13 protein-coding genes and 3 pseudogenes are annotated in these 13560 nt (G+C 52.3%); 13 read left to right on the top strand and 3 right to left on the bottom strand.

Annotated features, from left to right (window positions below; all coding sequences use genetic code 11):
* Window positions 1-19 precede the first annotated feature (19 nt).
* The gene (locus BQ7394_RS22355) at window positions 20-475 is read left to right on the top strand and encodes a hypothetical protein (RefSeq protein ID WP_075559421.1); all 456 of its coding nucleotides are present in this window, start codon (window positions 20-22) and stop codon (window positions 473-475) included.
* A gap of 58 nt (window positions 476-533) precedes the next feature.
* On the opposite strand, the gene mobC is transcribed toward BQ7394_RS22355, so the two are convergent.
* The 3 genes from mobC to mobA are packed head-to-tail and all read right to left on the bottom strand — an operon-like array spanning window position 534 to window position 4236.
* The gene (gene mobC / locus BQ7394_RS22360) at window positions 534-2543 is read right to left on the bottom strand and encodes a conjugal transfer protein MobC (RefSeq protein ID WP_075559422.1); all 2010 of its coding nucleotides are present in this window, start codon (window positions 2541-2543) and stop codon (window positions 534-536) included.
* A 32-nt stretch (window positions 2544-2575) separates the two neighbouring features.
* Window positions 2576-3829, bottom strand: a complete 1254-nt coding sequence (gene mobB, locus BQ7394_RS22365) for a conjugal transfer protein MobB (protein WP_075559423.1) — start codon at window positions 3827-3829, stop codon at window positions 2576-2578.
* The gene (gene mobA / locus BQ7394_RS22370) at window positions 3808-4236 is read right to left on the bottom strand and encodes a conjugal transfer protein MobA (protein ID WP_075560186.1); all 429 of its coding nucleotides are present in this window, start codon (window positions 4234-4236) and stop codon (window positions 3808-3810) included. The genes mobB and mobA overlap by 22 nt, the downstream gene beginning before the upstream one ends.
* 385 nt (window positions 4237-4621) lie before the next feature.
* On the opposite strand from mobA, the gene BQ7394_RS26035 reads away from it, so the two are divergent.
* The 12 genes and pseudogenes from BQ7394_RS26035 to BQ7394_RS22425 all read left to right on the top strand — a co-directional run.
* On the top strand, window positions 4622-4789 hold the full coding sequence (locus tag BQ7394_RS26035) for a hypothetical protein (protein ID WP_167369468.1): 168 nt from the start codon (window positions 4622-4624) through the stop codon (window positions 4787-4789).
* 140 nt (window positions 4790-4929) lie between these two features.
* Window positions 4930-5691, top strand: coding sequence for a ParA family protein (locus tag BQ7394_RS22375; protein ID WP_075559424.1), 762 nt, complete (start codon window positions 4930-4932; stop codon window positions 5689-5691).
* A 2-nt stretch (window positions 5692-5693) separates the two neighbouring features.
* Complete coding sequence (locus tag BQ7394_RS22380; RefSeq protein ID WP_075559425.1) at window positions 5694-6131, top strand: DUF3408 domain-containing protein; 438 nt, start codon at window positions 5694-5696, stop codon at window positions 6129-6131.
* Entirely contained in the window at window positions 6131-6460 is a 330-nt protein-coding gene (locus tag BQ7394_RS22385) for a DUF3408 domain-containing protein (protein WP_262497559.1), read from the top strand. Before BQ7394_RS22380 ends, BQ7394_RS22385 begins: the two co-directional genes overlap by 1 nt.
* Window positions 6457-7188, top strand: coding sequence for a conjugal transfer protein TraD (locus BQ7394_RS22390; RefSeq protein WP_075559427.1), 732 nt, complete (start codon window positions 6457-6459; stop codon window positions 7186-7188). The genes BQ7394_RS22385 and BQ7394_RS22390 overlap by 4 nt, the downstream gene beginning before the upstream one ends.
* Before the next feature lie 194 nt (window positions 7189-7382).
* A pseudogene (locus BQ7394_RS22395) lies at window positions 7383-7538 on the top strand (DUF4134 family protein); the annotation flags it as partial.
* Between the two features lie 420 nt (window positions 7539-7958).
* The gene (locus BQ7394_RS26505; RefSeq protein WP_262497509.1) at window positions 7959-8093 is read left to right on the top strand and encodes a hypothetical protein; all 135 of its coding nucleotides are present in this window, start codon (window positions 7959-7961) and stop codon (window positions 8091-8093) included.
* A 112-nt stretch (window positions 8094-8205) separates the two neighbouring features.
* Window positions 8206-9906, top strand: coding sequence for a group II intron reverse transcriptase/maturase (gene ltrA, locus BQ7394_RS22405; protein WP_075555540.1), 1701 nt, complete (start codon window positions 8206-8208; stop codon window positions 9904-9906).
* Window positions 9907-10022: 116 nt separating this feature from the next.
* Window positions 10023-10193: pseudogene (locus BQ7394_RS26105) on the top strand (DUF4134 domain-containing protein); the annotation flags it as partial.
* 11 nt (window positions 10194-10204) lie between these two features.
* Window positions 10205-10537 (top strand): DUF4133 domain-containing protein, encoded by a 333-nt coding sequence (locus BQ7394_RS22415; protein WP_075559428.1) that lies wholly within the window; start codon window positions 10205-10207, stop codon window positions 10535-10537.
* Window positions 10534-13038, top strand: coding sequence for a TraG family conjugative transposon ATPase (locus BQ7394_RS22420; protein ID WP_075559429.1), 2505 nt, complete (start codon window positions 10534-10536; stop codon window positions 13036-13038). The genes BQ7394_RS22415 and BQ7394_RS22420 overlap by 4 nt, the downstream gene beginning before the upstream one ends.
* A 35-nt stretch (window positions 13039-13073) precedes the next feature.
* Window positions 13074-13448: pseudogene (locus tag BQ7394_RS22425) on the top strand (DUF3876 domain-containing protein); the annotation flags it as partial.
* Window positions 13449-13560 lie beyond the last annotated feature (112 nt).

Below are 13560 nucleotides of genomic sequence, written 5' to 3' on the forward strand. Positions count from 1 at the left end.
ATGTCGGAATAGAATCAATATGGCGAAGAAGAAAAAGAAAAAACAGCAGGGGCACTATTGCCGTATCTGTGGCGACTACAAGGCGAACGAGAAGTTCAGCGGAAAGGGACACGCCCAACATATCTGCAAGAGTTGTATGTCAGCCATGCGTAGCGGCAAGAATCCGGAGGATATTCTTTCGGAGCCGTTACCTGTGAACCGTGAAACGATACGTTTCAAGAAACTGGACAAAGAAGAAAAAGCCGTGCTGAAAGCGTTTATCACCGAAGTCACAACCGAATACTGGCAGGAAAACAGACAGATACCGTTTGCGGACAGCTTCTCCGAATTAAAAAAATACATCATAGGAACTTATGATGAAGAATGCGGCATACTTCTGAAAGATGATGTTGAATTGAAAAACTACTTTCAGACCCATACGATAACGACCATAAACAAATTGCTTAAAGAGGAAATTTCTGAAAATCAGGATTAAGACAAAGGACGGAGCAAGGAATCAAATTTGCACCGCCCTTTGTCTTGTCGCCCATCGGTTATTTCTGCTGCAACAGATGCTTCAGGTTCTCGTCATTGGCAATGCGCTTTAGCTCGTCGGCGACAATCTGTTTCACCTCCTCCTTGATGCGCCTGTAATTCGCCTGCACCGTTTCCTTCATGCAGTCATTGCCGTCCTCGTCCGTAAAGTCGGTAATGACAGGTATCGGCTTGTAGGCTTTCTCCTCACGCTTTACCTTCTCGGCATCCACGACAATCTCGCAATGGAAAATCTTCTGCTCGATGCGCTCGCCATAGTTATCCGACACCGAACCGACAAACATGCCCTGTGTCAAGCCGGAAATCTTGCTCGGCGGGATAAGCGCGTCCATCTGCGTGTTGATGGAAGTGGAGACATCCTGCCGGTTAATGGATATGGACTGCCGTTTCTGCAACACCTTTCCGAAGCGTTCCGAAAGCGTCTTGGCGGTTTCGCCCACCACCTGACCGGAGAAGATGTTGCCGACGGTGTTCATCACGACTTTGGCCTCCTTGTCGCCATAGTCGCGCACCAACTGGCTGAAATCCTGAAAGCCCAGACACACGGCGACCTTGTTGCTCCGTGCGGTGGCGATAAGGTTGTCCAGCCCCTTGAAGTATATCGTCGGCAGCTCGTCGATGATGACCGACGACTTCAACATCCCTTTTTTATTGATTAACTTCACGATACGGGAGTTATACAGACCGAGAGCCGCGCCATAGATGTTCTGGCGGTCGGGATTGTTGCCCACGCACAGGATTTTCGGCTCTTGGGGATTGTTGATGTCCAGCGTGAACTCGCTGTCCGACATGACCCAATAGAGCTGCGGGGAAATCATGCGTGACAGCGGGATTTTCGCCGAAGCGATCTGCCCCATCAATTGCTCGGCAGCCCCACCGAGCCACGCATCCATGAACGGTGAGAGGTAGTTTTCCAGTTCCGGGTAAGAGGTCAGTATCGGGAAAATATCCTCGTAACGGCGGTTCAGGAACTCGATGGCATGGGGGAACGTGCAATATTTGCCGTTTTGAAAAATTTTGAGATACCAAATGATAGCGGCAAAGAGGATAATAGGCGATTCCACAAAGAAGTCGCCCTGCTTCTGCACCCAACTCTTATTTAAGTTGAGCATGATGGTGTACGCACTTTCATAGGCATCCGTAATATCCTCCATGAAATCCGGGTGTATCGGGTTACAGCGGTGGCTGCGGCGTGGGTCGTCGAAGTTTATCACGTAAAATTTAGGTCGTACCTTGTATCCGTCCGGGTGGTTGAGCAAATGGTTATAGGCAATCGTGGACAAGTCGCTGAACTTGAAATCATAGACATACATCGAGAAGCCCTTCTCAATCTGCTGCTTGATGAAATTGTTTACCACCGCGTATGACTTTCCGCTGCCCGGCGTACCCAACACGATGCTCGCACGAAAAACGTTTACAACGTTAATCCATCCGCTGTTCCACTTCTTCTTGTAATAGAAGCGTGTGGGCAGATTGACCGAATACTCGCTTTCGATGAGCCGTGTCTCCTGCATGAAACTCTCGTTCTCGTTGTTGAACACGTCATCCATCAGATTTGTCTTCAACAGGCGGCTCATCCACAGACCGCCCATCAGCAGGCAGACATAGCCCGCGCCGACAGTCAGGACGTAAAGCCCCGTCACCGCTTCAGCGGGCAACGGCAGCGCCAGAATCCACCAGTTCAGGAAAAAGAGTACGAACCCTGCGGCAAGCACTGCCCAGATCCTTCCCCAAGTGATTTTCTCCCCCTTGACGCCCTTCGTCCCCAGACAGGACAGGGCAAGCAGGAGGACGGCGAACAGTTTCGTGTACAGGATGGAACGGAACAGCCCCGCCGTGCGGTCGAAGTTCATCAGGATTTTGTCCACCACACCGATGTCCACGCCCCACAGCCTTATGGCTTCATAGCAGAACCAGTACACGTTCATGACCACCAAAATAATACTCACGGCACGCAGGAAATCCATGATTTTCGCCAGTGCCCTCAAATCGTCTTCTTGTTGTGACATAGATTGAAAATTTTTGATTGTTGATACTTCTGTTACATTCCCAAGCCCTTGCGCTTCTTCCTTTTCTTCTTGCGCCGCATCGCCCGGATGAAGGCTTCCTCCTCGGCATCCCCTGCCGGACCTTCGGGAGAGAGCAAGCCCATACCGCCCTCCGTGTCGTCATGCCCGGAAACAGCCCGCCCGCGCATATCTTCACCGTTTTCCACCGGAATGGAAAGCGTGAGCGGCGGCTGTCCGGCATAAGGCAGCGTGAAGTGTTCCTGCAAGGCATTGGCGGAAAGTTCCTTGCCCATGCGCGAACCGTTCAGCACGCATCCTGTGCGGTGGTCGATGAAGGTCACCCCATAGATGCGCCCTTCCTCCGTGTGGCGCAGCACGGTGTCGATGCCTTTCTCCTTGAGCCGAGAAACGAACCTCTCCTTGTCATACGTGCTTTCCAGCACGGAAAGGACGGTGTGCTTCGTCATGTCTGCGAGCTTGCCGTCCTTGATCTGCTGCTTGGAACGGGCAAACTTCTTCCCAACGGCTTCATAGCCGACGGACTTCCCGAAGAGCGAGGACTTGAACGGGGTGCCCACCTTGTTGCCTGTTTCATCAGTGACAGAATAGACCAGCCCGTGATACTCCCGTCCACGCACGTTGCCTTGCGTTTCCTCCACCGTCAGATTATACAAGGAAAGGAGGGCGCGGTATTCGCCCATCGTCTGGAAGCGGTATTGGGCGTTCAGTGCCTTAACCGTGTTCCCCACCTGCTTCTTCACGTCACCAGCCGAAGCGTCCACCTTGTGCAGAGGCGGTGTATCAAGACGGCGGTTCCTCCGCTCTGCATCATGCAGCCCGTACTTCCGTTCCAGCTCACGGGTAATCTGCTTGCTCCGGTAGAAGTTGTTGCGTGTGTCGATACTCCTGCCGTTCCCGTCCACCCTGACCGTCACGATATGCAGGTGGTGGCGGTCGATGTCCTCGTGCTTGAATACAAGGTACGGCTGGTTGCCGTAGCCCATCTTTTCCAGATACTCGCGTGCGATGTCCTGAAGCTCCGTGTCGGTCAGCACGTCCTCCGGGTGCGGGTTGAGCGAGATATGCACCACAGGTTTCTCCACCCTCGTATGCTCCGGCATACAGGCAAGAAAGCCCTCCATCGCCTTGCGGATGTCCACCGTCCCCGTGCCGTCATTGTAGATGCGGTTGGCGGTGAGCAGCCGACCTTTCGCTTCGTTAATCTTCTCCCCGTTATAGGCAAGTGCGCCGTACAACGAGCTGCCTACACTGATTTTTGCGACCATTTCTCCTCCAGTTCCCTTGAAAGTTCCACTATCCGGCGGCTCAGTTTCACGAGTTCTACGGTCTGCCCTTCCAATTTGTAGAGCAACGCCATCGCCTTTTTCTCGGAGAAATGGCAGCGCAACTCTTTCACGACCTGGTTGTAGTTCGTGCCTACCGCACGGAACTGCGCATGAAAATCGGACAGCTTGGTGTAGTAGTCCACCAGTGTCCTGTCCACTTTCAGTACCTTGAAAGGCTGCCCGAAGAAGTGTGCCTTAATGAAAACCGACTTGGCGTAAACACCCGATTTCTCGAACATGGAGAGGAAACGGTTGTGTTCCTCCCCGTTGAAACGGACGGTGTAGCGGTACACCACCGGATCAAGTTTGGGATTTCTCCCGGTCTTGTTCTTTCTTTTTTCACTCATATAATTTGGATTTAGCGGTTTGACGACATAAGCCGCCGCTTCGAGGCACAGATACCGTAGGTTTGAAAGGCTTCCCGACTTCGGAGAGGAAGCCCGCCCCCTGCAAGGGCAAGGTGTTTTCCGGGATGCTCAAAATGTTTTGAGCGGCTGAAAACATACCTTGCTATGTTCAGGCGAACATAAAAATCCGCCTTCGGACGGATTGGGGGAATACCTTTCAAACTCCGGGCTGCGCCACCTGCGGCGTACCCTGCCGTTCGGGTGCAAATTTAGGGTGATAAATCCGTGTATGACAGAGGCGTAAGTGTGCCAGATGGTGCCAACCGGCGCAACATGCTGCCACTTGCCGGAGAAGTGATACAAGTGCCGGAAATTCATTGTTTATTTGCAGCGTGATTGGTTGAAAGACCGGTTTGTCGTACTATCGGCAAGCCGTCTTGAAGCCCAGTCTGACGACCAGTCTGATGACCGGTCAGCTGATAAGCGTGCAAGCTGTGCGGCTGACAAGTCAGTAAAGCGGCAAGCTGATATGACAGCCGGCAAGCAAGCCTGAAAACTGACAAGCATACAGACCGGTCCATCAGGCATACAATCCGCCAGCCGACTTGTAAGCCGTCAGACAATCCCTCCGGTCCGCCAGCCAGTCACAAAACAGATAAAATGATTGTATAACCGACTTGAAAGAAAAAAGCAATGAAGAAAGAAACATTACTTGTCGCCTTCTCCACCCAGAAAGGGGGTGCGGGCAAAACGACGCTCACGGTGCTGATGGCAAGCTATTTCTATTACGTGAAAGGAATGGATGTCGTCGTGGTCGATTGCGATTATCCACAGTTCAGCATCAAGGATATGCGTGAGCGTGACCTGAAGAACATCGAACGCAACCCACGGCTGCAAAAGACAGCCTTCGAGCAGTTCGCCCGGCTGCAAAAGAAAATGTACCCGATTGTGGAAAGCCATCCCGAAACAGCCATCGAGAAGGCCAAGGCTTTCATCGGGAAGGAAACGCCGCCGGACATCATCTTCTTCGACCTGCCCGGAACGGTGAACAATCCCGGCGTCATCAGGACCGTGGCGACAATGGATTACGTGTTCTGCCCCATAACGGCTGACCGCGTGGTGGCGGAGAGCTCGCTGAACTTCGCTTCCGTCGTGAACGAATCCTTCATGAGTACCGGGAAAGCCAACCTCAAAGGGCTTTACCTGCTGTGGAACATGGTGGACGGCAGGGAGAAGACCAACCTTTATGACGTGTACGAGAAAGTGGCGGGAAGCGTCGGGCTGAACATCATGAAGACCTACCTGCCCGACAGCAAGCGTTTCCGCAGGGAAAGCGAGGAGGACGGGGAACGCTCCGTGTTCCGCTCCACCGTCATGCCGCCCGACAAGTCGCTGATGAAAGGCAGCAACATCGAAACGCTTGCGGAAGAAATGTTGAAACTGATAAACGGATAACCATGGCAAAGAACCTTGATGTGCAAATCGACACCGCGAGCTTTCTCGACAGCATACGTCCGGAAATGCCCCCGTCCGCCGCCCCTGCGGAAAAGGCGGAGACTCCTCCTGCGCCAACCGACAGCCCGGCTGAAAAGAAGAAAACGGCAAGAAACGAGAACCGCAGGAAAGCGGTGGCCGCTTCCGCCATTCCGCCCATAGAGAATGAAGAGGATTATCTTGAAATGTTCATCAAAGGAGCGGAAACGGCGGCACGGTCGGGAAAGATGGCATACGTGCGCAGGGAGTACCATGACCGTATCATGCGGATCACCCGCGTGATCGGCAAGGACAAGCTCACCCTGTCCGGCTACCTTGACCATGTGCTGACCCAACATTTCCTCCAATGCGGGGATGTGATAAAGAAACTGTATGACAAAAATTATGAAGACGTATTTTAATCACTAAAAAACAGAAAGAAATGAAGACAACGAACAAGAAAAGCCAGAAACAGGCCGGCAGCTACAAGGCTGAAATCCTGAAAAAATCCGGTATCGTAACCAACCCCAACATGCAGGCATGCGTGCGACCGGAATACCACCGCCGTATGGAAGAGATCATCGGTCTGTTCGCAGACAAAGGCATGACGGTAGAAGATTATCTGGACAATGTATTGACCGAACATTTCGCACAGTTCCATAATGAGATAGAAGCCTCTCTCAAGCAGAGTGCGGCAGACCGGCATATGGACGAGGAAAACGTACCGGACATTAACACCGCCGGGCTATGACAGAACTACTATTGGCAGTATCAATAGCCTGTAACGTATGGTTCCTGTTCCTGCTGCTCTATGAGCGTATCATGGAAACGAAACTTGTCCGCTTCTTCAAGGGAATCGCGGATGTATGGCGGTCGCTGAACAGTGTGGCAACGAAACAACAGGCGGCACGGGAGGAAGCTCCCGCAGATACTTCGGACATCATCGGCAAGAGCCGCTTCAAAATGACATCAACCCGGACAAACGCTGCCATACCGACGCAGGAAGCTGCCACTTCGGAAAAAGGCATGGAACTGTCGGAGGAAGAGGCTACTTTTGACGACGGAAACGAAAACACCGCCTCTTATCCGGCACAAGTCCCGGAAGACAAACTCGATGAAACCTTCACGAGTGTCCCGCCTTCCGATATGGAGTTCGGGGAGGAAGAGCTGGAGGAGGAAACTCCGGACAGACGGCAGGCTTCGGGATACAGCTTCGATGAAATCGGGGAAGCCGTCGGCATAGCCGGAAAGGACAACCCGACCAAAGACGAGAAACGGCAGGCAGGAAAAGTATTCTCAGAATTGGACGGTACGGAACTGCTTGACAAGCTGAACAAGTCCGTCAAAGTGAAAATAACGGGTCTGATAGACTTCTATCTTTACGACGAGCCTGTAACGCCGCCCGTAAAGACGGAAGCGAAGAAAGAACTGGTAATCCCCGAACGGTTGGAGGATTTCAACATAAGGGACTTTGTATGACGATAAAAATGGAAATGAAAACGTAAAATGACACCCATGCGGCGAGGAAGCGCAAGGCGCATCCGGTTCGCAACGGACAGCCCAAGTCCGTGGAAACAAACGGGCACACCACTGAACCAAAGAAAAGTAATCAAGTATCAACCGCCCGACAAAGGACCATCCACCCTTTCGACGGCACAAAACAAGAACATTTTATGAACAAGAACATCAAGAACGCTTTGAAAAGCAAGAAAACAATCCTCTCTGCGGCGCTTGCCATCGCCGCCACCGCTTCCGCTTTCGCACAGGGAAACGGTCTGGCAGGCATCACGGAAGCCACCTCTATGGTTACCAGCTATTTTGATCCGGGCGTGTGACACGTAAAAGCCGTGTAAGTGATTGTGTGACTATGATTTAATTCATTGATTACACCTGCAATTCCGTTTGCAGTAGTCTGAGAGTACGTGCATTGCGAGTAATCTCTTTGTGCGAAGCTGCTCTGACAAAGTACCCTTTCCGAAAGGAATAGACCGAAGCGTGAGTGGAGGTTAAGGCAGATAACATCGTTCTGCCGAGGGGCGAGACTTGATGGTATGGTCAACCAATGTGAATGTCCGATAAACATCGTTACGAAGAACAAGCCAAATGATGTTGAGGGCTTCGCTCCAAAAGCGAGGCTGTAGGCTTGAACCAAAAGGTGCGCAGTCGGTCAACTCCCTGTCCAGGTGGGGTTGCACGGACATAATGACTGCCGGTGGATAGGACAGACCTAACCCATTATCGTCACTTGCATGGAACGTGGTAAGCCCGTATCTCTCCCCCTCTTTGAGGAGGTAAGCGAGCCGCAAGGCAAGCCTATATGGGGTGCGGGTATAGGAACGTGGAAAAAGCGAATGCCGCTCTGTAATGGAGCGGATACGGATTGACCTCATTGCCATGTATGGCAGGGAGCCACATCATCCGACACGAAAGTGTGCCCACTTCCACAAGGTAACTCTTTACAATAAACTTATAGAACTTCTAAAGAAAGGAAAGCAAATGAACAAATCGAAAGAAAAGTGTGCGCCTGAAAATATGGTCCTCTCTGATACCGAACGTTGGAAAAGCATTGACCGACACAAGGCAGAGGAGTATGTTCGGAAGCTGCAAGCACGTATTGTAAAGGCTCAAAGGGAAGGCAGACACGGCAAGGTCAAGTCCTTGCAATGGCTGTTGACCCACTCGTTCTACGGTCGCTATCTTGCCGTAGTCCGGGTTACTACTAATAAGGGTAAAGACACCGCAGGAGTTGACCATGTAAGGTGGTCGTCCGATGCGGCAAAAGTCAAAGCTATTGACACACTCAAACGCCGTGGCTATCAACCGATGCCCCTGCGCCGTGTGGAAATACCGAAGAAGAACGGGAAGAAACGCCCCTTGGGAATCCCTACGATGAAAGACCGTGCGATGCAGGCTCTCTATCTGATGGCTCTCGACCCTATTGCGGAAACGACAGGCGACCAACACTCCTACGGCTTCCGTAAATATCGCAGCTGCCAAGATGCAATAGCCCAGTGTCACAATGTCCTTTCAAGGGATGTTGCCCCCAAATGGATTTTGGAGGGAGACATCAAAGGATGCTTCGACCACATCAGCCATGAATGGCTTCTTAACAATATCCCTATGGATAAGGGGGTGCTGAGAAAATGGCTCAAAAGTGGTTATGTATTCAATGGAAGTCTTTTTCCGACCGAGGAGGGAACTCCACAAGGAGGCATAATCTCCCCAACCCTTGCCAACATGACTCTTGACGGGCTACAATCCCTTGTCCAAAAGGCGGTGAAACCCTATTGGCAACCTACCGCAGACGGACGTAAATGGATTAAGCCCAAAATCAATCTCGTGCGCTATGCTGATGACTTTATTGTCACTGCAAAGGATAAGGAAACAATTGAGGATGTTATCCTGCCCCTTATACGGCAGTTTATGGCAGAACGTGGACTGATGTTGTCGGAAGAAAAGACAAGGATTACTCATATCAGTGAGGGCTTTGATTTCCTCGGCTTCAACATCAGGGAATACAAGTCAAACGGAAAACTTCTGACTAAGCCGTCAAAGGACGCGATGAAGAATTTCTGTGACAAGGTTCGTACGAAAATCAAGAGCAACAAGTCGGCAAAGGCTTCCTCACTTATAAGGATGCTTAACCACATGATTCCCGGATGGGCAAACTATTACCGTTACGGGGCATCATCGAAAGCATTCTCACGTGTGGACTACGAGGTGTACAAGACGCTTTGGCAATGGGCAAGACGCAGGCATCCGAAAAAGGGCAAACATTGGATTAAAGACAGGTATTTCAAACAATTGCATGGACGTGAATGGTGCTTCGCCACTATAACCAAGAACAAGAAGTCGGGTAAGGAAACGACTTTAAGTCTTAAAAGGCTGGCGGACACTCCCATATTGAAGTACGTGCGTGTCAGAACCAATACTAATCCATACGACCCTGCCGATGCTCCTTACTATGCACGGCGCAAGTCAAAGAACACGGAGAACCAACTACGTGAGATTGATGACCTGCTGCGTATGATTTGGATTCACCAAGAAATGCGTTGCCCAATCTGTGGAGAGATTATTGACGATGAACGAAGATGGACGACTATCAAGGAGACTGTCAACGGCAAACCGTTCAAGATTCTCATACACAGTTCATGCAAGAACAAGAAGTTTAACCCTAATAAAATTAGTAGGAAATGAGGCAGAACTATTCCTTCAGTAAGAATGGTAATGCGTTGCTTGAGCCGTGTGAGGGGAAACTCTCATGCACGGTTCTTAGAGGGGAAAGCCCCAGCAATGGGGCTGACCTACTCGACACTAAGCTCATTTACGCCATCGGCGCGGTAGTCGGGCTTATCGGAGGCGTGAAAGTGTACGGGAAATTCTCTTCGGGAGACCCCGACACGAGCAAGACTGCCGCCTCGTGGTTCGGAGCCTGCATCTTCCTGATTGTAGCCGCCACCATCCTGCGCTCGTTCTTCCTTTAATATGATAATGTATGGCTGAATACCCGATAAACAAGGGTATCGGCCGTCCGGTCGAGTTCAAGGGACTGAAAGCCCAGTACCTCTTCATCTTCTGCGGAGGTCTGCTCGCTCTCTTCGTCCTGTTCGTCATCCTCTACATGGTCGGCATCGGCCAGTGGATATGTATCGGCTTCGGTGCGGTATCGTCCTCCGTCCTCGTATGGCAGACCTTCGCGCTGAACGCCCGGTACGGCGAACACGGGCTGATGAAGCTGGGAGCTGCACGGAGCCATCCCCGATACCTTATCAACCGGCGGCGGATCACCCGATTATTCATACGGAAACGAAAGGAAGAAACAAAATGAGAAATACATCGAAAATGACGACACTGGAAAACAAGTTCCCGCTGCTGGCGGTGGAGCAAGGCTGCATCGTCTCCAAGGATGCCGACATCACGGTAGCCTTCGAGGTGGAACTGCCGGAGCTTTACACCGTGACGGGTGCGGAGTACGAGGCGATACACGGCTGCTGGTGCAAGGCTGTCAAGGTGCTGCCGGACTTCTCCGTCGTCCACAAGCAGGACTGGTTCATCAAGGAACGGTATAAGCCGGAACTGGATAAGGACGGGATGAGCTTCCTCTCGCGGAGCTTCGAGCGTCACTTCAACGAGCGTCCGTACCTGAAGCACACGTGCTACCTCTACCTGACCAAGACGACGAAGGAGCGTAACCGGATGCAGAGCAACTTCAGCACGCTGTGCCGGGGGCATATCATCCCGAAGGAGCTGGACGGGGAAACCGCCGCGAAGTTCATGGAGGCAACGGAGCAGTTCGGGCGCATCATGAACGACAGCGGTTTTGTCAGGCTGCGCCGCCTCTCCACCGATGAGATTGTGGGGACGGACGGCAAAGCCGGGCTGCTGGAGCGGTACTTCTCGCTCCTGCCCGAAGATAACGCCACGTTGCAGGACATCGAGCTTTCGGCAAGGGAGATGCGCATCGGCGACAACCGGCTGTGCCTGCATACCCTTTCCGACACGGAAGACCTGCCCGGCACGGTGGCGACAGACACCCGTTACGAGCGGCTGTCCACCGACCGCTCGGACTGCCGCCTCTCCTTCGCCTCCCCCGTGGGGCTGCTGCTATCCTGCAACCACATCTACAACCAGTATGTGATTATCGACAACAGCGAGGAGAACCTGCAGAAGTTCGAGAAGTCTGCCCGCAATATGCAGTCGCTCTCCCGCTATTCGAGGAGCAACAGCATCAACCGCGAGTGGATAGACCAGTACCTGAACGAAGCCCATTCCTACGGTCTGGCCTCTGTACGGGCGCACTTCAACGTCATGGCGTGGAGCGACGACGCGGAGGAGCTGAAGCATATCAGGAACGATGTGGGAAGCCAGCTTGCAAGCATGGGGTGCGTACCCCGCCATAATACCACCGACTGCCCGACGCTCTACTGGGCAGCCATGCCCGGCAACGAGGCGGACTTTCCTGCGGAGGAGAGTTTCCATACCTTCATCGAGCAGGCGGTGTGCCTCTTCACGGAGGAGACCAACTACCGCAGCTCGCTCTCACCCTTCGGCATCAAGATGGTGGACAGGCTCACGGGAAAACCGCTGCACCTTGATATTTCCGACCTGCCGATGAAAAAAGGTGTCACGACGAACAGAAACAAATTCGTGTTGGGTCCCAGCGGAAGCGGCAAATCCTTCTTCATGAACCACCTCGTGCGTCAATACTACGAGCAGGGTGCGCACGTGGTACTGGTGGACACGGGAAACTCCTATCAGGGATTGTGCGAGATGATACGGCGCAAGACGGGAGGCGCGGACGGCGTGTATTTCACCTATACGGAGGAGAAGCCCATCAGTTTCAACCCGTTCTATACCGACGACTACGTGTTCGACGTGGAGAAGAAGGACAGCATCAAGACACTGTTGCTCACGCTCTGGAAGTCGGAGGACGACAAGGTGACGAAGACGGAGAGCGGGGAACTGGGCAGTGCCGTGAACGCCTATATCGGGCGTATCCGCGCCGACCGGAATATCGTACCGTGTTTCGACAGTTTCTACGAGTACATGCGTGACGACTACCGCAGGGAACTGGCGGAGCGTGACATCAAGGTGGAGAAGTCCGACTTCAACATCGACAACATGCTCACCACCATGCGGCAGTATTACCGGGGCGGACGTTACGACTTCCTGCTCAACTCGGCGGAAAACATCGACCTGCTGTCAAAACGGTTCATCGTCTTCGAGATTGACAGTATAAAGGAAAACCGCGAGCTGTTCCCCGTTGTGACCATCATCATCATGGAGGCTTTCATTAACAAGATGCGACGGCTGAAAGGCGTGCGGAAACAACTGATAGTGGAAGAGGCTTGGAAGGCTCTATCTTCAGCGAACATGGCTGAATATCTGCGTTATATGTACAAGACAGTGCGCAAGTATTTCGGTGAGGCAATCGTGGTGACGCAGGAGGTGGACGACATCATTTCCTCCCCCGTCGTCAAGGAGAGCATCATCAACAATTCGGACTGCAAGATACTTCTTGACCAAAGGAAATATATGAACAAGTTCGATGCCATACAGTCCTTGCTGGGGCTGACAGAGAAGGAGAAGTCGCAGATACTCTCCATCAACATGGCGAACAACCCTTCAAGGTTCTACAAAGAGGTTTGGATAGGCTTGGGCGGCACACAGTCGGCGGTCTATGCCACCGAGGTGAGCGCGGAAGAGTATCTGGCGTACACCACCGAGGAAACGGAGAAGGTGGAGGTTTACCGTCTGGCGGAGCAGCTGGGCGGCGACATCGAAGCCGCCATCCGGCAGCTTGCCGAAAGGCGGAGAAACAAAGAATGAGTAAAACAGAATTATCAATCAAAAAAGAAAATCTTATGAGCTTATCAAAAGTAAAAATGCTGAAAATCAGCGAGTGTCTGATCGGACTGGCAGTCGTGATGCTGCAATCCTGCGACGTGGCGGATAACCGCCGCGACCAACTGTGCGGAAACTGGACAAGCATGGAGGGAAAACCCGACGTGCTCATCTACAAGGAGGGCGAAGCCTACAAGGTGACGGTGTTCAAACGGAGCGGCATCCGCCGCAGGCTGAAACCGGAAACCTACCTCTTGCAAGAGGAGAACGGCAACCTGTTCATGAACACGGGATTCCGCATTGACGTGGCGTATAACGAAGCGACCGACGTGCTGACCTTCTCGCCGAACGGGGACTATATACGTTCCGCCAAGAAGACGGAGGACGAAAAGGAACATTCCGGTCTGTCCTTTTCCGGGGATATGGAGGGCGTTTCGTTTTCAGAACTGGAAGACGCCCTTAAAGAGTCCGGTAAGAAATAGCCAATCCACTAAATCCAAAGAAGAT

Origin of the sequence: Parabacteroides timonensis (genome assembly GCF_900128505.1) — a bacterium.
Lineage (GTDB): Bacteria > Bacteroidota > Bacteroidia > Bacteroidales > Tannerellaceae > Parabacteroides > Parabacteroides timonensis.